The organism is Olleya aquimaris (genome assembly GCF_003259525.1).
Lineage (GTDB): Bacteria > Bacteroidota > Bacteroidia > Flavobacteriales > Flavobacteriaceae > Olleya > Olleya aquimaris.
In genome coordinates this window covers 275,884-296,722 of sequence record NZ_QLLO01000002.1, presented here as the reverse complement: position 1 = coordinate 296,722, position 20,839 = coordinate 275,884, and the positions used below count along the sequence as shown (strand labels likewise).

The 20,839-nt window shown below is 32.8% G+C and carries 18 protein-coding genes; 6 read left to right on the top strand and 12 right to left on the bottom strand.

Annotation, left to right across the window (positions count from 1 at the left end):
• Window positions 1–2: 2 nt before the first annotated feature.
• The gene (locus LY08_RS04070) at window positions 3–5,369 is read left to right on the top strand and encodes a LamG-like jellyroll fold domain-containing protein (RefSeq protein ID WP_111659160.1); all 5,367 of its coding nucleotides are present in this window, start codon (window positions 3–5) and stop codon (window positions 5,367–5,369) included.
• An 85-nt stretch (window positions 5,370–5,454) separates the two neighbouring features.
• Here the strand turns inward: LY08_RS04070 and hisS are convergent, their stop codons facing one another.
• From hisS to rpsF, 6 genes are all read right to left on the bottom strand, one after another.
• Window positions 5,455–6,825, bottom strand: a complete 1,371-nt coding sequence (gene hisS, locus LY08_RS04065; protein WP_111659159.1) for a histidine--tRNA ligase — start codon at window positions 6,823–6,825, stop codon at window positions 5,455–5,457.
• A gap of 226 nt (window positions 6,826–7,051) precedes the next feature.
• Entirely contained in the window at window positions 7,052–7,519 is a 468-nt protein-coding gene (locus tag LY08_RS04060) for a DUF6495 family protein (protein WP_111659158.1), read from the bottom strand.
• A gap of 61 nt (window positions 7,520–7,580) precedes the next feature.
• Window positions 7,581–8,477, bottom strand: coding sequence for a glycerophosphodiester phosphodiesterase family protein (locus tag LY08_RS04055; RefSeq protein WP_111659157.1), 897 nt, complete (start codon window positions 8,475–8,477; stop codon window positions 7,581–7,583).
• A 98-nt stretch (window positions 8,478–8,575) separates the two neighbouring features.
• Window positions 8,576–9,019 (bottom strand): 50S ribosomal protein L9, encoded by a 444-nt coding sequence (rplI, locus tag LY08_RS04050; RefSeq protein WP_111659156.1) that lies wholly within the window; start codon window positions 9,017–9,019, stop codon window positions 8,576–8,578.
• A gap of 13 nt (window positions 9,020–9,032) precedes the next feature.
• Entirely contained in the window at window positions 9,033–9,329 is a 297-nt protein-coding gene (gene rpsR, locus LY08_RS04045; RefSeq protein ID WP_028291330.1) for a 30S ribosomal protein S18, read from the bottom strand.
• A 2-nt stretch (window positions 9,330–9,331) separates the two neighbouring features.
• Entirely contained in the window at window positions 9,332–9,670 is a 339-nt protein-coding gene (gene rpsF, locus LY08_RS04040; protein ID WP_111659155.1) for a 30S ribosomal protein S6, read from the bottom strand.
• Window positions 9,671–9,878: 208 nt separating this feature from the next.
• Here rpsF and LY08_RS04035 point away from each other — a divergent pair, with 208 nt between their 5' ends.
• Window positions 9,879–10,574: a LytR/AlgR family response regulator transcription factor gene (locus LY08_RS04035; protein WP_111659154.1), complete on the top strand. Its 696-nt coding sequence runs from the start codon at window positions 9,879–9,881 to the stop codon at window positions 10,572–10,574.
• 78 nt (window positions 10,575–10,652) lie between these two features.
• Here LY08_RS04035 and priA read toward each other — a convergent pair whose 3' ends face one another.
• From priA to nadC, 3 genes are read right to left on the bottom strand one after another with little or no spacing between them, the layout of a single operon-like run.
• The gene (gene priA, locus LY08_RS04030) at window positions 10,653–13,106 is read right to left on the bottom strand and encodes a replication restart helicase PriA (RefSeq protein ID WP_111659153.1); all 2,454 of its coding nucleotides are present in this window, start codon (window positions 13,104–13,106) and stop codon (window positions 10,653–10,655) included.
• Between the two features lie 25 nt (window positions 13,107–13,131).
• Window positions 13,132–14,061, bottom strand: a complete 930-nt coding sequence (locus LY08_RS04025; RefSeq protein WP_111659152.1) for a YihY/virulence factor BrkB family protein — start codon at window positions 14,059–14,061, stop codon at window positions 13,132–13,134.
• Window positions 14,062–14,103: 42 nt separating this feature from the next.
• Complete coding sequence (gene nadC, locus LY08_RS04020) at window positions 14,104–14,964, bottom strand: carboxylating nicotinate-nucleotide diphosphorylase (RefSeq protein ID WP_111659151.1); 861 nt, start codon at window positions 14,962–14,964, stop codon at window positions 14,104–14,106.
• Between the two features lie 116 nt (window positions 14,965–15,080).
• On the opposite strand from nadC, the gene rlmH reads away from it, so the two are divergent.
• The gene (rlmH, locus tag LY08_RS04015) at window positions 15,081–15,554 is read left to right on the top strand and encodes a 23S rRNA (pseudouridine(1915)-N(3))-methyltransferase RlmH (protein ID WP_111659150.1); all 474 of its coding nucleotides are present in this window, start codon (window positions 15,081–15,083) and stop codon (window positions 15,552–15,554) included.
• A 56-nt stretch (window positions 15,555–15,610) separates the two neighbouring features.
• On the opposite strand, the gene LY08_RS04010 is transcribed toward rlmH, so the two are convergent.
• From LY08_RS04010 to LY08_RS04000, 3 genes are read right to left on the bottom strand one after another with little or no spacing between them, the layout of a single operon-like run.
• Complete coding sequence (locus LY08_RS04010; RefSeq protein ID WP_111659149.1) at window positions 15,611–16,321, bottom strand: T6SS effector amidase Tae4 family protein; 711 nt, start codon at window positions 16,319–16,321, stop codon at window positions 15,611–15,613.
• Between the two features lie 25 nt (window positions 16,322–16,346).
• Complete coding sequence (locus LY08_RS04005; RefSeq protein ID WP_111659148.1) at window positions 16,347–17,690, bottom strand: hypothetical protein; 1,344 nt, start codon at window positions 17,688–17,690, stop codon at window positions 16,347–16,349.
• Window position 17,691: 1 nt separating this feature from the next.
• Entirely contained in the window at window positions 17,692–18,066 is a 375-nt protein-coding gene (locus tag LY08_RS04000) for a hypothetical protein (RefSeq protein ID WP_111659147.1), read from the bottom strand.
• A gap of 137 nt (window positions 18,067–18,203) precedes the next feature.
• Here LY08_RS04000 and LY08_RS03995 point away from each other — a divergent pair, with 137 nt between their 5' ends.
• The 3 genes from LY08_RS03995 to LY08_RS03985 all read left to right on the top strand — a co-directional run bounded on the left by LY08_RS03995 (window position 18,204) and on the right by LY08_RS03985 (window position 20,496).
• Complete coding sequence (locus LY08_RS03995) at window positions 18,204–18,779, top strand: non-canonical purine NTP diphosphatase (protein ID WP_111659146.1); 576 nt, start codon at window positions 18,204–18,206, stop codon at window positions 18,777–18,779.
• Between the two features lie 160 nt (window positions 18,780–18,939).
• Window positions 18,940–19,719: a DUF6090 family protein gene (locus LY08_RS03990; RefSeq protein WP_111659145.1), complete on the top strand. Its 780-nt coding sequence runs from the start codon at window positions 18,940–18,942 to the stop codon at window positions 19,717–19,719.
• A 3-nt stretch (window positions 19,720–19,722) separates the two neighbouring features.
• Complete coding sequence (locus LY08_RS03985; RefSeq protein WP_146603195.1) at window positions 19,723–20,496, top strand: DUF6090 family protein; 774 nt, start codon at window positions 19,723–19,725, stop codon at window positions 20,494–20,496.
• Window positions 20,497–20,839 lie beyond the last annotated feature (343 nt).

Here is a 20,839-nt window from a genome sequence, read left to right as displayed (position 1 = left end):
TTATGAAAACTTTTACCCTTAAAGCATTAATAGCAAACCTATTTTTTAAAAAAGCATTGATAGTTACATTGTTTTTTTCTTTAACAACTTCTTTAGCACAAACCTCTGCGGTACAAGTATCTGTAAATTGGCCTAACTGGTCATCCGAAAACAGGGTTGAGATTTACAATCCTAGCGGTACTTTATTAGCAACCATAGATAATGGATACAATGGTGCTTCAAACAATTCTTATGCTACAACATTAGATTTAGGATGTATTCCAGATGGCAATAATTATTATGCAGTTTTGTATGATACATACAATGACGGTTGGAATGGTGCTGCATCTAACATAACTATTACTTCTAGCGGAACCACTGTTTTAACTAATTCTGGAAATAGCGCAAGTACTTCTGGAATAACTTTATATTTCAATGTTTCTGGTGGATGTTCTGGAACTTGCACATCTACAGTTAGTAGTTTCCCATACACAGAAGACTTTGAATCAGGAATTGGAGCTTGGACACAAGACACCACAGATAATTTTAACTGGACTAGAAACAACAACGGTACACCTTCTAACAATACAGGTCCTAATTCTGCTAATGGCGGAAACTGGTATTTATACACAGAAGCAAGTAGCAACTTTAACAATACTTCAAATTTACTAAGTCCTTGTTTTGATTTAACAGGTGCAACTTCTGCTATCTTTTCTTTTTACTATCACATGTATGGAGCAAACATGGGAACTTTAAATGTAGATTTAAGTACCAATAACGGTTTAACCTTTCCAGTCAATTTATGGTCACAAACAGGTCAAGTTCAATCAAATAACGGAAGCCCATGGACTTTAGTAACTTTAGACTTAAGTGCTTACTTAGGTCAAACTATAAATATTAGATTTTCTGGAACTACAGGAAACAACTACAGAAGTGATATGGCTATTGATGACATCTCTCTTACTGCTGCTACAACTGCTCAACCTGAAATAAACATTACAGGAAATGGCACAACTATTACTAGCGGAGATGCAACACCTAGCACTACCGATGACACAGACTTTGGATCTATAGACGTTACAACTGGTAATAACACAAACACATTTACTATTCATAATAATGGTACATTACCATTAAACTTAACTGGAGGCGCACCTTATGTAACTATATCTGGTGCTAATGCATCTGATTTTACATTAACAAGCTCGCCATCTACTCCAATTTCATCTGGAAATAACACAACATTCGATATTACATTTGATCCTTCATCAAATGGCTTAAGATCTGCATTGGTTACTATAGCTAATGATGATTCTAACGAAAACCCTTATACATTTTACATTCAAGGTTACGGCACCACTCCTTTAACAGAAGGACCTGGAGGCGTTACAGCTAATTTAGAAACATGGTTAAAAGCTAACGATGGTGCTGGAATTAGCGACAACCAACCATTAACAACTTGGTATGATCAAGCAAATTCAAATCATGCTACAGTAAACATGGCAGGACAAGAGCCTACATATAGAGATCACCCAAATTACAATGTAAATTTCAACCCTGTTATTGACTTTGATAGCTCTTACAATTTAGCTCCAGTTGATAGCGATTTTTCTTATGATGACACCAATGGAGACTTTTTACAAGGTACTTCAGGTTTTTATACTCAAGATATGTTTGCTGTAATTATACCTGATACCAACATAAATTCTTCGTTTGGAAATATGGATATATTCTGTGGAGATGAAGACATTGCAACAAATACTGAAGATGTAACTGGATTTGGATATGGACGTTACTCTGCTAGATTTACAAACGAAGTCTATGCGTATTGTGTTGGTCCTACAACAAACTCCGCTCCTTATACTGGTTATGGTATTGCGGACAATAGTACATCTGTAAATTATGATAATGTTGGAATATTAAATGCCAGAAACAATGCTAGCGTAACTCAACAAGAATTATTTTATAACGCTAATAATGTAGAAACTGTTCAGAATGATATTCCAGATTTCTCTAATGTAAACAATTCACGTTATTGGATAGGAAGAAGCGAAGGTTACGAAGCTTCTTTAGATGCTAGAATAGTTGAGGTTATTTCGTTTTCTTCTCGTAAAAATGATGCTAACCTTACTGACGAGCGTAACAAAATTCAATCATATCTAGCCATAAAATACGGAATCACATTAGGTGTAAATGGTACGTCTCAAGACTATGTTGCTTCAGATGGAACAATTATTTGGGATGTTTCAGCTAATGCTGGATACAATTATGATATAGCTGGTATTGGACGTGATGATGATTCAGATTTAATTCAAAAACAATCTAAAAGTGTTAATAGCTCAAGTATAGTAGCAATGTCACTAACTAACACCGAGTTAACTAACAACTTAAACACAAGTACATTTGATACTAGTAACGAGTTTTTAGTTTGGGGTAACGATGGACAAAACACAAACACTTCTGGTGCTTCTGTTACTGTAAACTTAGGTCCTGCAACCATTACAACTGTTACAGATGTAATGAATAGAAAATGGAAAATAGTAGAGACTGCTGGTGATGATGTTGGAACTGTTGAGGTTTCTGTATTTGAATCTGACCTATCAGGATTACCACCTTTAACAGGAAACGATGCTTATGTTATGTTAGTAGCAGACGATCCAAATTTTACGACTAACCTACAAACTGTATTTTTAGACCCAAGCACATTTAATGGACTTGCAACTAGAGAAGGTACTTATGATTTTGACGGAACTAAATATTTTACATTTGGAGTAGCACATGAAGAAGTTAGATCAAGACATTTAGGATTTGATGGTATAGATAACTTTACGCTTATTGGAGATAAAGTAGATTTAGCTGGCGATTTTACAGCATCTGCATGGGTTAAACCTGAAGGTTCTAATGCATTAGGTACAGATAAAATTATTGTAGCTAAAAATGATGGTGTAGAAGGTTACAAGTTTTTCTTAACAGACAATAACACAGTTAGTTTCTCAATAGGAAACTCGCCTTCAGACAGAATAAATTCTAACACCACCTTACCTAATAATGTTTGGCACCATGTTGCTGTGATTTATCATAATAACATTGCTAGAATTTATATAGATGGTGTATTAGACGCTATACAATCTATTGTAAACCCAACTCCAAATGGTGCAGAATTTGCAATTGGAGCCATCTACATTGACAAATCTAACGTTCAAGATTACTTTAAAGGTGCAATAGATGAAATTAGAGTTTGGGACGAAGCATTATCTCTTCCTCAATTACGCTATGTAATGAATCAAGAGCTTGAAAAAGCTGCTGGTGTTGTAAATGGTGCTGTAGTACCTAATACAATTACTAAAAATGAAATTAACTCTGTAAGCTGGACCAATTTAAAAGCGTATTACAACATGAATTCTTATATCGGAACTCACCTTAATGATGTATCTGGTAATGGAAACAGAGGAAGCTTAACAGACCCTAATCAATTTACTTTAGAGTATCAAACCTCTCCACTTCCATACAATTCATTAAATGATGGAAGTTGGGATGATAACAATTCTTGGGAAAATGGTTCAGAATTATATATTCCAGGATCACCTTCTTTAGTTGATGCTGACATTACAGTAGATTGGAATATTGTAAAAACAAATAATAATTTAACTTTAGACAACTCTTCTCTTCCTTCTGGAAATAACCAAAACAGAACCGTTTTAGGGTTATTTGTAGAGAGTAATGAAATTACTGCTTCAGGTGACACAGCCTCTAATGTAGGTAATGGATTAACAGTGACGCACTATTTAAAATTAGATGGAAAAATTGATTTGGAAGGTGAGTCGCAATTAATTCAAACGGAAGATAGCGAACTTGACATTACAAGTGCTGGTACTTTAGAGCGTGACCAACAAGGAACTCAAGATTTATACACTTACAATTACTGGTCATCTCCAGTAGGTGTAAGCAACACAACAAGCAATAACAATAGTTATACTTTACCAAATGTTTATAAAGATGGTACTAATCCAGCGTCACCAGTAAATATTAACTTTATTACTAATGGTTATGACGGTACGTCAGGAACACCAATAGGTATAGCAGATTACTGGATTTGGAAGTATGCAAATCAATCTGGAGCTTATTCGGACTGGCAACACGTAAGAAGTACAGGATCATTATCTGCAGGTGAAGGTTTTACTATGAAAGGAGTTGCCAACACAAGCGGTAACGTTACTCTAGAACAAAATTACGTGCTAGAAGGTAAGCCTAATAATGGTGAAATTTCTTTACCAATAACAGCTGGAAACGAATATTTAGTGGGTAATCCATATGCTTCAGCTATTGATGCACACCAATTTATTATGGATAACGCTCCAACTATTGAAGGTGCAGGTAGCACTACCGGAACATTATACTTCTGGGAACATTGGGGAGGAGGCTCACACGTCCTTTCAGAATACCAAGGTGGTTATGCCACTTATAATTTATCTGGTGCAACTCCTGCAGCTAGTTACGGTACAAATGATCCATTAGTTGCAACTGGCGGAACACCATCTAAATTACCAGGACGTTATATTCCTGTTGCACAAGGTTTCTTTGTAAAAAGTGAAAACACAGGAACTGTTAAATTTAATAACGGTCAACGTGTATTCAGAAAAGAAGGCGCTTCTTCTGTATTTGTTAGACAATCTGGAGAAAATTCTGTAACAGACAACTATAATTCTGATAACCGATTGAAAATTAGATTAGGTTTAAATTCGGTTAACGGAATACACAGACAATTACTAGTTACTCAAGACCAAAATGCAAAATCAGGTTATGATTGGGGATACGATGGAGAATTGACAGAATCTCAAATAGATGATATGTATTGGATTATTGGTAATAACAAATACATTATACAAGGAACAGATGTTATAGATGCTAATACAGTATTACCATTAGGCTTAAAAACAGACATAGCTGGTGATAACACCATTACTATTGATGCTTTAGAAAATGTTCCTGTAGATTTAGACATCTATGTACATGATATTTTAAACGGAACCTACCATGACTTAAGACAAACGGATTATGTAGTTAATTTAGATGCAGGCGAACATTTAAACAGATTTGAGATTGTATTTACAACTCCTGAAGCATTAAGTGTTGATGATGACGTTTTAGCATCAGACATTAACCTATACTACTCTAATAGCCTACAAAGTATTGTAGTAAACAATCCTAAATTAAACACTATAAAAGCGGTTAACCTTTATACTATATTAGGTCAACACATCACTAACTTCTCTGAAATAGATACTCAGGATTATGTAGAGTTAAAGACTGGGAAATTAAGTACAGGAAGCTATATTATATCATTACAAACAAATGAAGGTGAAGTCTCAAAGAAAGTTTTAGTTGAGTAAGTGAATGCCCCAAATATTTCACATTTCACTAAAAAAAGCCGAAACGTATGTTTCGGCTTTTTGTATGCTATAAATATTCAAATTTCTATTTTATAGTAGTAATTAAAGTTTCTAAATTAACCTTATCCTGTTCTCCAGTTGTCATATTCTTTAAAGTGAATTGATTATTTTTCAATTCCTCCTCTCCTACTAAAACCACAAATGGGATGTTACGTTTGTTTGCGTAATTCATTTGCTTTTTCATTTTAGCATTGTCAGGATACAACTCTGCATTAATAGTATTGTCTCGTAATGCCTTTATAGCTTGTAAACTAAATAACGATTCTTTATCACCAAAGTTAATAAACAAGACGTCTGTAGTTTTAGTTATAGTTTCTGGAAACAAACCCAATTCTTCTAACACTAAATAAATACGGTCTAATCCAAAACTAATACCTACACCACTAACATTTTTAAGTCCAAAGATTCCTGTTAAGTCATCATAACGACCTCCTCCACCTATAGACCCCATTGCAACACCTTCTGGCGCAGAGACTTCAAAAATAGCTCCTGTGTAATAGTTTAAACCTCTAGCTAGTGTGACATCTAATTGTAACTTAGCCGATTTCAAACCTAAAGTAGCAATTGCGTTATTAATAAAGTCTAATTCTTCAATTCCTTTTTTACCTTCTTCAGAGGTGTTTAAAATAGATTTTAAACTGTCTATTTGTGTTCCAAAATCACCTTTTAAGGTAAATAATGGTTGCAGTTTATTAATGCCTTCTTCAGAAATGCCTTTAGATAGCATTTCTTCTTTTACCTTCTCCTCTCCTATTTTATCCAGCTTATCCAATGCAACTGTAAAGTCTATTAACTTGTCACTTGCACCAATAACCTCAGCAATTCCTGAAAGAATTTTACGATTATTAATTTTTATTGTTGCGCCTTTTAAACCTAAAGCAGTAAATACCTCATCATACAATTGCACAAACTCTACCTCTTGCCATAAACTGTCACTACCTACTACATCTGCATCACATTGATAAAACTCTCTAAAACGTCCTTTCTGTGGTCTGTCTGCACGCCAAACAGGTTGCATTTGGTAGCGCTTAAATGGAAAGTCTATCTCGTTTTGGTGTTGCACGACGTATCTTGCAAAAGGCACTGTTAGGTCGTAGCGTAGCGCTTTTTCTGAGATTCGTGATGTGATTTTTAACGAATCCTTTAAGGCATATAAAGGCTCATCTACTTTTGATAAAAAATCACCACTATTTAAAATCTTAAAAATCAATCGATCACCTTCTTCTCCATACTTACCCATTAAGGTATCCGAGTTTTCAAAACTTGGCGTCTCTATAGGTTGAAACCCGAAACGTTCAAACTTTGATTTTATCGTACTAAAAATGTAGTTACGTTTTGCAACGTCTTCTGGATTAAAATCCCTAGTTCCTTTTGGTATGCTTGGTTTTTGTGCCATGTTCACTTCCCACGAAAGTGGGAATCTTTTTAATTGTTACTATATTTTTATTATACATCGACTTAGCGAGACGTGACAAAAATATATAATGCTTTTGTCATTGCGAGCTTTTTTTAGTAGAAAAAAAGCGTGGCAATCTTTATAAAAGTAATATGAATTATAATTTAGGCAAAATAAACAGATTGCCACGTCCTTCGTCCTCGCAATGACAGTTAGCGAATCACAGTTAGTTAATCAACTTATTCATGTATTGATATAACTCTCCTTTTGTAATTGCACTTCCTTGTTGGATTAATTTAAACTTATCTAAGTTTTTATCTTCTGTATAGTCTTTTTTTGCTTGCATAAACTCGACACTTTCATCCATTAAATTATTACGCAACCAATTAAACCCATCTTTAGTAGTGACATCGATAGGCTTATTAATTTTAATACCTATTAAATGCATATGATCTTCATTTAAAGCAAATAAATGAATGTTTTGAGGCGAAATATGTTCTAAGTATTTTGCAGCAGTTAACACGCCTTCCCATACTAAATCACTAAATACGTCTAACTCCTGCTCTGCTACTTCTGGTTTTTCTGTTTTTAGTTTTGCCCACTCGTCTGCGGTTATGGATTGGGTTGCTAAAAAATTAATAAACTCTTTATGCAATTCTTCAAATTGTTCTTTTGTAAGTCTTGAATATTTCATGAAAAAAATTATTTAATTAACACTTGACACCTTTCGTCTGTGCTCAAGGGGACAACTGTTTTTACTTCTTTATAGTTAATGCTTTTGCAACTTCAAATGGTCTATCGGTTGCAAAAATGTCAATTCCTTTGTTTCTCCAGATAGTGTATGGCACATCTCCTTTAGCTTTAGCTTGGTTATCTAAATTTCCTAAAGTCCCAAGAATGGTTTTAATACCATGGGATTGTACTGTTTTATAAAACTGGTTTGGCGATAATTTTGTACCTGTAAAAGCTAACATATTTTGTGTCGGGATTTTAGAGTGTAACAACCAATCTAATTCTTTCTGGTTACGCGCTGAGACAGACAACAACAACTCTGGTGCTAATTGATAAGCTTCAATTGCTTGTTGTAAATCATAGGTAATAATTATTGACACATCTTCTGCTTCTAATTGTTTTACTAGAGCAATGATTGCATCAAAAGACACACTTTTTTTCTTATCTAAGGTCAAAACTACTTTGTTTTGTTTTGCCCAAAGCAGCACCTCTTTTAATGTCGGGATTTTAAAAGTGGTTTCATTACCAAAATCGTCAACCAAGTTAAAAGCTTGCAGCTCTTGGTAAGTGTATTTATTTAGCTTATCTGTTCCTGTTGTAGTACGCTCTAAAGTATTATCATGCATCAGCACCAAAACATTATCTCTAGTTTGTGCGATGTCAATTTCATAAATAGCTGGAATACTATCGTTAATATATTGTAAGGTCTCTAAGCAGTTTTCTGGATAATTTTTTAATCCTTTTCCGCCTCTGTGCACGCTAATTATTAAGTCGTCTTTAGGATTGTACTTAAAAGCTTCTATTAATGCAGATTGATTTTGTTTAACTGCAACTGTTTCGGTTGAAACAGAAGCATCTGCTGTCTTGTTTTTGCAAGACACCAAACCTATTAATAGAAAGACAACGTATAAATATTTCATAGCTTTATTTCCGCGAAAGCGCTATTATTTAATTGATTTAAATTAAAAAAACCGTCTAGAAGAGTCTAAACGGTTTTAATTATGATGTTAATTTGAAATTAAGCTTGTGCTACTACTTCAAATTCTATATCTACATTTACAGTTCTGTGTAAACGTACAGTTGCGTTATATTTTCCTAAACGCTTCACTGTAGTTACAGAGATGTATTTTTTGTCAATATCTTGACCTTCTTTAGCTAAAGCTTCTGCTACATTTATGTTGTTTACAGATCCAAATAATTTGTCTCCTGTACCAACTTTAGCAGCAATTTTAAGATCTAAAGCTTTAATAGCTTCTGCTACTTTGTTTGCTTCTTCTACTTCTTTAGCTTCTTTGTATGCACGTTGTTTTAACGTTTCTTCTAATACTTTTTTAGCAGACTTTGTTGCTAAAACCGCATGACCAGAAGGAATTAAAAAGTTTCTACCATAACCGTTCTTAACCGTTACAACATCGTCTTTAAATCCTAAGTTCTCAACGTCTTGTTTTAATATAAGTTCCATTGTTATGATATTTTTATTTTAATAAATCTGCTACGTATGGCATTAAAGCTAAGTGACGTGCTCTTTTTACAGCTACAGACACTTTTCTTTGATACTTTAATGATGTACCTGTTAAACGTCTTGGTAAAATTTTACCTTGCTCGTTAACAAATCCTAATAACCAATCTGCATCTTTGTAATCTACATACTTGATACCAGACTTTTTGAAACGACAATACTTTTTATTCTTGTTAGTTTCTATATTTAAAGGAGTAAGATATCTGATTTCTCCTTCTTTTTTTCCTTTTGCTTGTTGATCTATACTTGCCATGATTACGCTTTTTGTTTTAGTTTAGCTCTTCTACGTTCTGCCCATGCTACTGCATGTTTGTCCATAGCTACAGTTAAGTAACGCATAAAACGCTCGTCACGTCTAAACTCTACTTCTAAAGGGTTAATGTGTTCTCCATCTACTTGGAATTCAAATAAGTGATAAAAACCACTTTTTTTGTTTTGGATTGGGTAAGCTAATTTTTTTAGTCCCCAATCTTCTTTTGATATCATCTTAGCTCCTCTACTAGTAAGAAATTCTTCGTATTTCTGTACTGTTTCCTTTATCTGTGTTTCAGATAAAACGGGATTTAAGATGAAAACAGTTTCATAATGATTCATAAAATCTAATTTATTGTGTTAAAAATGAGTGCAAAAATAATTCTTTTTATTTAATCTCACAAGTAGTTTTAAACCTAATTTGACTCAATAAAAAGCATTCGGTTAAAACTTTTCGAAATGTTAAAATTTACATTTTAGCGATGTTTTTTGGTTTTAATCCGAATTTTTTGTACTATTGTCGATAACTTAACCTATAAAGAATAATACTATGATATTAAATTGTGTAGTCGTTGATGATTCAGCAATACAAAGATTGTCCATTGTAAAGCTAATAGAGAACAACAACAATCTAAACCTAATTGCTGAATACAGCAGTGCTTTAGAAACTAAAAACGGATTAAACACGCACAAGGTAGATCTTATCTTCTTAGATATTGAAATGCCTGTATTAAATGGTTTTGAATTACTGGATGTCCTAAATAACAAACCCCAAATTATTTTTGTGACTGGTAAGACAGAATATGCATTTAAAGCGTTTAACTATGATGCTACTGATTATCTACAAAAGCCTATTACTAGAGAACGTTTTAATCAGGCAGTAGAAAAAGCAGTCGAGCAACATAAACTAAAACTTGATTTTAATCAAGAAGAAGGTGAACACATTTTTGTGAAAAGTAACCTTAAAAAACGTAAAGTGTACATTAGAGATATTAAATGGATTGAAGCTCTTGGTGACTATGTAAAATTAGTTACTGAAGACACAAGTCTTGTTGTATTATCTACAATGAAAGCTTTTGAACACGAATTACCTGAAGGTAAATTTTTAAGAATCCATAAGTCATACATTGTAAATCTTGACAAAGTTGACAGATTTAACAGTAAAAATGTTGAAGTTGGAGCTTACGAAATACCTTTGAGTAGAAATAAGAAAACTCAATTAGTTGACGCTTTAAATAGTATTTAAATAGAAGACACTAATTACATTATAAATAAAATCCTGCTTATTAAAGCGGGATTTTTTTTGTCTAAAAAGTAATAATTACTAATAATTATCAACATTAATAATAATTCTTACCGACTTAAAATCTGCAATTGCACCAAAACTAGAATTTACTTTTTTGATAGCCTCTTTAGTTTTACCTAAAGACTGTCCTTGTGGAATTTTAATTAAAATGTTTTTATGATACTGATTTCTGATTCTTGAAATTGGCGGAAACTCTGGTCCTAAAACATGATGTTTAAATAATTGAGTTAACGCTTTAGCCAACCAATCTGCAGCCATATTAACTTTATTGTAATCGCGGTGCTTTATTGTAATTTTAATTAATCTAAAATATGGTGGATAATTGTAATTGTAACGCTCCTCTAGCTGTTCTTTAAACATACTAACATAATCGTTAGTAGACACTTGTTGTAGTATTTTATGATACGGATTATAGGTTTGTATTAACACCTTACCTCTTTTTTCTGTACGTCCTGCTCGACCAGACACTTGTAACATGAGCTGAAAACTACGTTCATGCGCTCTAAAATCTGGAAAATTAAGCAAGTTATCTGCATTCATCACACCAACCAACTTGACATTTCTAAAATCTAACCCTTTAGTTAGCATTTGTGTACCTACTAACACATCAATGTCTTGCTGCTCAAAAGCAGTAATTATTTTTTCGTAACCAAACTTACCTCTAGTCGTATCTAAGTCCATTCTACCTACTTTTAAATCTGGAAAAAGTAGTTTGACTTCGCTTTCTATTTGCTCTGTACCAAAACCCTTTGTATCTAAGTCTGCAGTACCACATGCCATACATTTTTGTAACATAGCACTATTATAACCGCAATAATGACAACGTAACTGTTTACGGTATTGATGGTAGGTTAAACTAACATCACAATTTGGACATTGTGGCGAATGCCCACAGGTATTACACTCTACAATCGGAGAATAACCTCTTCTATTTTGAAACAATATTATTTGGTGTCCATCTGCAATTGCTTCGGTCATTTCTTCGATTAATCGATCGGTAAAATGACCTTTCATTTTTTTGCGCTTCTGCTTATCTTTAATATCTACAAGCTCTATTTCTGGAAGCTGGACATTGTTATACCGTCTATTAATTTCTACTAAACCATACTTTTTTTCTTGTGCATTATAATAGCTTTCTAAACTTGGTGTGGCACTTCCCAAGAGGGTTTTAGCCTTAAAAAGCGAGGCTAAAACTATTGCAGCATCACGAGCATGATAACGTGGAGCTGGATCAAATTGTTTAAAAGAGGATTCGTGCTCTTCATCCACAATGATTAATCCTAAATCATTAAATGGTAAAAATATAGACGATCTTGCGCCTAAAATTATTTTCGCTTTCGCGGAATTTGTTAATACTTGATTATACACCTCTACTCGCTCATGTGCCGAGTACTTGCTATGAAACACCGCGACTTGCTCTCCAAAATAGTTTTGTAGTCTAGTTACTAACTGCGTGGTTAACGCTATTTCTGGCAATAAGTACAAGACTTGTTTACCCTTTGCGATAACATCTTCTATTAATTTAACGTACACTTCTGTTTTACCAGAAGAGGTAATACCATGTAGTAAAACCACATTGTGAGTATCAAAACTGGTTTTGATTTGCTCTAAAGCTTCGGTCTGATATTGGTTTAGTTTTTTAGAATCTTCATTATCTTCACCTTCATAAATAATTCTATCGGTTTGGATGTGATAATCTTCTAAAATCCCTTTATCAATTAACGCTTTAACAGTTGCAGAAGACGTCAAACTTTCTGCTACCAAATCGGTTACTTTAACCGGTTTTTTTGTTTTTGCCGATAAAGAAAACAGCGTTAAAATAACATCGCGTTGTTTTTTAGCTCTGCTGCTTAACTCGTCTAACAAGGTATTTAATGAAGTTTCTGAAGTATACTGTTCTGAAAGCTTAACATATCTTACGTACTTAGGCTTGTACTTGTCATAAATTTCTTCATTTAAAATAATAACTTCTTTGTCTACCAAACGTTTGACAACTGGTAGTACATTTTTTTTGTCTAAAATGTTAGCTATGTCTTGAATTTTAAGTGACGATTGGTGTTGCAATGCTTCAAAAATCAAAAACTCATCGTCTTTTAAATCGGCATCATTAATCTGCTGTTTGTCATTTTTACTAATAATGGTTTCGCTTTCTAACAAAAATGCATTGGGTAACGCTGCACGCATGACTTCGCCTTCAGTACACATATAATAGTTTGCAATCCATTGCCATAATTGCAATTGCATTGAGGTTACAATTGGCGAGTCGTCTAAAATTTGATGAATCTCTTTAGCTTCATAAATTACAGGCGCTTTTTGATGGATGTCGGCAACAATTCCTGTATATATTTTAGATTTTCCAAACGGAATAGATACACGCATGCCAACTTTTAAAAATTCGCTTTCAGCTGGCGTTATACTATAGGTAAAACGTTTTTCTAAAGGAATAGGAAGAATGACATCAATGTAATTCAATGATTAAATAGGAATTATAAATTATTTAAAATGATTTTTTTAGCTGTTTTAAAGCCATATTTAACTCGAAACCTAGCAACAAAATATTGGCATTTAGCCATAAATACACTAACAAAATTAATATTGCTCCAATAGAGCCATACAGCTCGTTATACTTAGAAAAATTCTCTATATATATACCAAATAAAAACGAGGTTAGTAAAATTAATATTGTTGTAAACAAAGCACCAACAGAGAAGAATTTAGACGACTTCCCTTCTGCTGTTCCAAAATAATACAACACTGCAGTAGCAATATACACCATCACTACAAAAAAGGCATATTGGGCTAATGTACTCCATATACTAACTTGACGTTTTTCTATATAGCCAAAATCCTGTAAATTATCGATGACATAAATATTAAAGTAACCTAAAACAGCTACTGTAATAATTAATAAAAAAGCTAAAATTAAAGCAATACCTAATGCATATAAATATTGTTTAAAAATGTTTCGTGCCAATTGCTCGTGATAGGATTTTTCAAAACCAGAAAACAACGCATTAATACCATTTGCCATTAAAAAAATAGACAGTAAAAACACTGAAGATAATAAACTACCATTTTGATTACCTCCAATATTATTAAATATATTATCAGAGAAAAAATCTGATGTGGTTGGTGGTAAAATAGATTCTAAAAACACTAAAAAATCCGTTTGAAAATCCTCTATAGGCACATAGGGTATAACTATAATTATAAATAACAAAAACGGAAACAATGCCATAAAAAAGCTATAAGCTATAGCACTAGCTCTAGCTGTTAAAGCGCCTTTAGCGATTCCTGTAATGTACAATTCTAATAAATCGTATAGGGATAATCCTTCTAGTCCTGGCAACTTAATTTTACCAAGTATCCTAACAATCACATTAATGATTGGAATTTTACTTAGTTTATCTTCTATTGCTTGAGACATATTTAGGTTATAAAGTATTAAGTATTTAAAGTTAAAAAGTGTCTAATCTACTGCTTTTAAACTTAAATCCATATTATACACCGAGTGTGTCAATGCTCCAGACGAGATATAATCTACACCACAAAGTGCATAGTCTCTAATCGTTTTCTCGTTAATACCACCAGAACTTTCTGTTAAACACTGGTCACCGATAAGTTTTACTGCTGTTCTGGTATCTTCATAATTAAAATTATCAATTAAAATTCTGTACACACCTTTAGATTGTAAGATCTCTTTAATTTCGTCTAGATTTCTTGCTTCCACAATAATTTTTAAGTCACGATTAGTGTCTTTTAAATATTGTTTGGTTTTATCTATTGCTTTAGTAATTCCGCCTGCAAAATCTATATGGTTATCTTTAAGCATAATCATATCATACAATGCAAATCTGTGGTTTTCTCCACCTCCAATTTTGACTGCCCATTTTTCAAGAGCTCTAATACCAGGAGTGGTTTTACGCGTGTCTAACACTTTTGTACCTGTACCCTCTAATAAATCTACAAACTGTCTGGTTTTGGTAGCAATAGCACTCATACGCTGCATAGCGTTAAGCACCAAACGCTCAGCTTTTAAAATAGACTGTGATGCGCCAGAAACATAAAACACAATATCACCATGTTTTACTGGACTTCCATCTTCAATTAGCGTTTCAACAGTCATATCCTTATCCACATAATTAAAAACTTGTTTAGCAAACTCGACACCAGCAATAATACCTTGATCTTTAACCAAAAGTTTTGCTTTACCTTGTGCTGTAGCTGGAATACACGACAAACTGCTATGGTCTCCATCACCAACATCTTCTCTAATAGCATTTGCAATTATTAATTGTATTTCTTTATCAAATTGGACTTTACTTATCATTTGGTTGTATTTTATTGTAAAAATAACAATAGATTTTAGAATGGCGATTTTAGAATTACGATTTTTCTTTTTCCAAAAATTTAAAAATCGTAATTCATAAATTGTAAATTTGCCTCATGACTATAAAACTTCTAGCCATAGGCAAAACAGATAGTAAGCCATTACAAACGTTGATTGATGAGTATAAAAAACGTTTAGGCTTTTATATAGGTTTTGAGTTGGAAATTATTCCAGATTTAAAAAAAGTTAAAAATCTAAGCGAAGACCAGCAAAAACAAAAAGAAGGCGAGCTTATATTAAATAAGCTAAAACCTACTGACGTTTTGATTTTACTAGATGAAAACGGAAAACAATTGGATAGTGTTGGGTTTTCTAACTATCTACAAAAACACATGAATTCTGGTATCAAACAACTTGTACTAGTTATTGGTGGACCTTACGGATTTAGTCCAGACGTGTATGCCAAAGCGCAAGGAAAAATAGCCTTATCTAAAATGACTTTTTCACATCAAATGGTACGACTGTTTGTTATAGAGCAACTGTACAGAGGATTTACTATTCTACGTAATGAGCCTTATCATCATAGGTGATTACTATTCTTTTTGATATTTAATTAGACAGCTAAATATTAACCATAGAAAAAGAATTATTTTAACTCCCAAAGTAAAATTCTACTAGTCTGTACAACTTTCTTTTTTCCATTATCATTTACATCATATTTCATTTTAAAATAATAAAGTTCAGAATTAGGATTATCATGATCAGGATTTCCTGGGTAGATCAAATTATTACCATCCCATAAAGTAAAATGTCCAGTAGCATCTCCCCAACCACTAACTTCAAACATTATTATTCCCTTCTTGTTTTTATACTCAGTCATTTCCAAATCAGACAAACCTTGTTTTACCTCGCCATAATTAGCACTTTTCAATTTATTATTCAAATCTGGCTCACCTAGTTTTTCTTTCATTATTGGATATAATTCTTTTACTCTACCCCAATAATAATTCTTATCCTTTCCTCTCCTTACAAGTTGATTAGGTGTAAATCTTTTTGGCAGAATTACACCACTCAAATTTAATCCTCTACTCATACGGAATGCACAAGAATTTGCATATGGTGACCTTGAAAGTTCTTCAGCAGATTTATAATTTGGCATATTACCGCCAATTTCTTTATATAAATCAAATGGAGGCAGTTCTTTACCTGGATAACTAGCCTTCATGGTTTTCCATGTTGGTTTTTCTAATAAATTTAATTGCAACCCAATTGGGTCTAATTCATTATTTATACCTAAAACTTTTTTTGATAAAACTAAGCTCTTATTATTCCATCTATTGTAAATTACACTTGACATATCACGTAAATTAATTGTTATTAGCTTATTCAACACACTTCTCCATAAACATCTTCTGATAGGCATCTGCTTGTTTATCTGGATCAGTTATAGATTCAATAATCTTAAGTTTTAGTTTCATTTCTTGATTTTTTAACTCTAACTCTTGATTTTTAATAATCTCTGTCTTAGTGGCTTCATCTTGCAATTTTTGATTAAAACAATCTAGTGTTTCACCATGTCCTAAAAAGGCATCAGCAACTATACCATCTGTCCTTAACACACGGACTTTTAAATCCATTATAAGTCCATTAGTTGTTATAAAATCTCTGTCCTTAAAATCTTTATTAACGTCACTCAAAGTTTGAATTAAATCTTTTCGTTTTCTCCAGTAACGTGTTTTGTCTTTACTCTCCTCTAACTTTGTATTGCCATCTTTATCTGTGGTACACTTATAATTACTCTCTGTAACTTCTTCTATAAATGGATGCACTGTTCCTGCCATATCTCTAACTTTCATTAAAGAGGTAATTACATTACATTTTACTTTTGCTTTGCATTCTTCTTTTACAAGCACATCATCCAATAGTTGATCTAACTCATACAGTTTAGCATATCTAATAGATTCTTTTGTACCATTACAAAACCCAATTTTTACATCTTTTAAGATAATTGCAGTAATGTACTCTTGCTCCATTTGACGCATCACCATATTTAGCGTTTTAAAATTTGGATTTTTCAAGACTCTAACAATACTTTCTTCAGAGCCTTCAGATACGGTTTCTGTAGATGTACTATTAATTTCCATTTCTCTGTTAGCAGACGACTTAGCTGTATGCTTATCCATTGCTGTAGATAATTGTCTAGCCATTTCTTCTCGTGCACTATTTGCAGAACTACTAATAGATGCAGATCCACTAGCCGAAGCCTTGTTGTTTTTGCTAATACCTCCTGTAATTTCGGCACTAACTTCTGCACTTTTAATTAACGATGTTGTGTTAGATATGTTAGACGTCCCTTCGTTTTCTACAAGCGATTCTAACTCTTCTGCACTTTCTTCACTATAAGAGTCCAATACATTTTTAGAAAAACTTTTAGTCGTCTCTCGTTTTTTATAACTGGACACCGTAATTGTTCGTTCCTCATTAGGTCCAAAGTTCATGGTTTTTATGACTTTTCCTGCTCCATAGTCCCCTAAAACAGATTTAATTTCATACTCTTCTATCAAGAAAATTTCTGGTTTCATTTTCTCTACCCTTGGCACTAACTTTATTGTTGGTAATCCATAAGCATTGGTAGAATATACTGGTACCATTTGTTCGTTTTTTATCCTATAAGCTACAGAATTTAGCATGGATATATAGTTTAGATAATTGGTATTAATTGGCATCTTAATTTATTTTTAAAGGTTCTACATTTACGTTTAGTGCAATTTCTGCTTCCATTTTATCGTAAGAGACAGAGGACACATTGTTTTTAATATTAGCCATATTTATTTTTCGTTTAAAATTGCTAAACTCTGTATGCAGTATTTTGGCTATTTGTTTTTCGCTTTTACCAGAAAAACGATCGTAGTTATCAATATTTCCTTCTTTTCTATGCTCATCTTTAAAACACTTTTCTTCAATATCTAAAGGCATAAAGCTTTTAGCTGTATATGAAGTATCATGTGGCATAGAGTATTTTACAATTGGTGCAACTCCGTTCTCATCCAGTTTTATTAAAGGCTCTTTTGGGATACATGAAAAATTTTCTGATTTTGGCATAACTTTGCTTTTTAAAAAATTAATAATTACGTCAAATCTCTAATTTTAATGTCTTCTAAGTAATAGCCAATAGATTAATGGTTAGTTTTACTACCTCAACGGTTTAATTAAAGTCATTACCAGTAAAATTTATAATTATGCAACTCGTCTTCGCCACAAACAACCTCAACAAGCTTAAAGAAGTCCAAAGCTTAATACCAAGCCATATCAAATTATTAAGTTTAAAAGATATTGGTTGTTTTGAGGACGTTCCAGAAACACAAAATACTATTGAAGGCAACGCCATTCAAAAAGCAGAATACATCAAGCAGCAGTATGGTTACGACTGTTTTGCAGACGACACAGGATTAGAAGTTGAAGCACTAAATGGCGAACCAGGTGTATTTAGCGCACGATATGCAGGCGCACAACGTGATGCCCATGATAACATGGATTTATTATTAAAAAACCTAAATAATAAATCTAATAGACAAGCACAATTTAAAACGGTTATTGCTTTACACTTAAATAATGAATTGGAAACGTTTACTGGTATTTGTAAAGGCGACATTACCACAACCAAACAAGGTAACAAAGGGTTTGGTTACGACCCTATTTTTAAAGCAAACGGTTACACTAAAACTTTTGCAGAAATCTCTTTAGACGAAAAAAACAAGATTGGTCATCGTGGAAAAGCCATTAGGTTATTGGTAGATTATTTGAATAAGATTTGATTTGACTTTGTCAAAAAATTCTATTAACTTCGAATATATAGGAACTGCTGATAAAGAATATTAAAACGATTCCTTATCATCATAAAGTTGTGCTTCATTATGACCAACCAATAACCAATGATAAAATATAAAATTCTTTAGAAAAATTAGACAAAGATTATTGACTGAAAATAAATTTAGTAAGTATTTACTGTATGCAATCGGCGAAATTGTCTTGGTGGTGATTGGGATTTTAATTGCACTTCAGATTAACAACTGGAACAATGAACGCATAAGAGAAAAAGATGAGCAAGTAATTATTAACCAACTCATAGCCGACCTCAAAGAGTCGCAAAAAGGTCTTGAAAAACGAATAACATGGGAAACGGAAATGGCCCAGGCTAGTGCCAAAGTGTGCCATGCCTTCTGGAAGAAAAACCCACCTAACGACAGCCTTTTTAAACATATGTTAAGGCCATTGGGCTCATTTACCTATAGCCCAACATTAGGTACTGCACGTTCGCTTATTAACTCAGGCAAAATAAATATTATAAAGTCAGATTCAATTAAGAATTTCATTACAACCTATGTAGAAAAAGTCGATTATAAGGTCCAAGATATAAAGCGCTATGAAGAAACGTATTACCGTAAAGGCATAGAATTATTAAAACAAGTTGTCCCATCGTCTTCATTACACCCTGTATCTTATTTTACTGAGTTTTTAAACCATAGCAGCAAACAGGATAATGAACTGTCTAGAGATGATGAATTTAGAAGTATGCCTAATGAAATAGAAAAAATTCCATTTGAAGCAGATTTGCAATCACTATTTAATAACCAACATATTTATACAGCGTACTCACATTTTCTCATTGCCCATAGAAATAGTGGTAGCCGATATAATGATATGCTCAATCGTACCAATAGATTATTAGAGCATCTTGAAAAGGCTAAAAAATAAGATATGATTAAATTCTTTAGAAAAATAAGATTCGACCTCATGGAGAAAAACAAAACTGGCAAGTATTTGAAATATGCTATTGGTGAAATTATCCTAGTTATGATCGGAATCTTATTGGCCTTACAGGTCAATAACTGGAATGAAAACAGGCTAAATAAAAAGACAGAAAAGAACTATTTGTCAGGAATTGTTGCTAACTTGGATAAGGATATTTTAGAATTAAAAAGACGTATAAGCAGGGATACTTCGCAGCTTCAAGCTCAAACAACGATTTTAAAAAGTTTTCGAGCAGAAAAAATTAAAAATGACATTCCAAAACTAGTAACCGCAATTCGCAGATTTCAGAGTATAACGTCGTTTTCGGGAAATAACATTGTTTTTGAAGACATGAAATCTTCAGGTAAAATAAATCTAATAGTCTCTGATACTTTGAGGTTTAAAATATTAGATTATTATAAATCCTTCGAGTCTCTCAAGAGAAAAGAAACTTTCAATAATAACATTACTATTCAGTTGAAAGATCCTATCTCAATGGCTTATTTAGACCCCAATTCAATTTATGAAGCTAACTATATTCCGGATTTATGGAAATCTGAAGTGAATAAGCTCGATTTATCCTTTTTTGAACGTAACCCAGACAGCCCAGAAGTGACTGATTTTGCCAACAAAATAAGTTCCATAAAAGCAATGCTGCTAGGAAACCATCGTACCAAAATACGCCTTTCCAATGAAGCTATGGAACTTAAGAAGTACATTTTGAAATATATTGAAGAATAATTATGACATTAATAGAAATGAACTATCAGCCAAGGCAAAGATGAACATTATATAGATAGTTAAATTTTTCTCTGATTCTTATTTGAAAGCTAACAGTCAAATGTTTAGGTAAAATTGAAATTGTTTAAATAATGAATAACGAAAGCACAACAACGTGTATAATTCATGCTATGCATGAAGTTTCAAGAATATTTCTAACTTTAAACCAACATCTGATTTGCAACTGAATCTGACTAACGTCTGATTCCGCACAAATCATACACGAACACGTTCCTATATATTCGAAAACCCAAAATATCACTATTAATTCGCCTCTTATTAACCCATTTTAAGACACTATAAA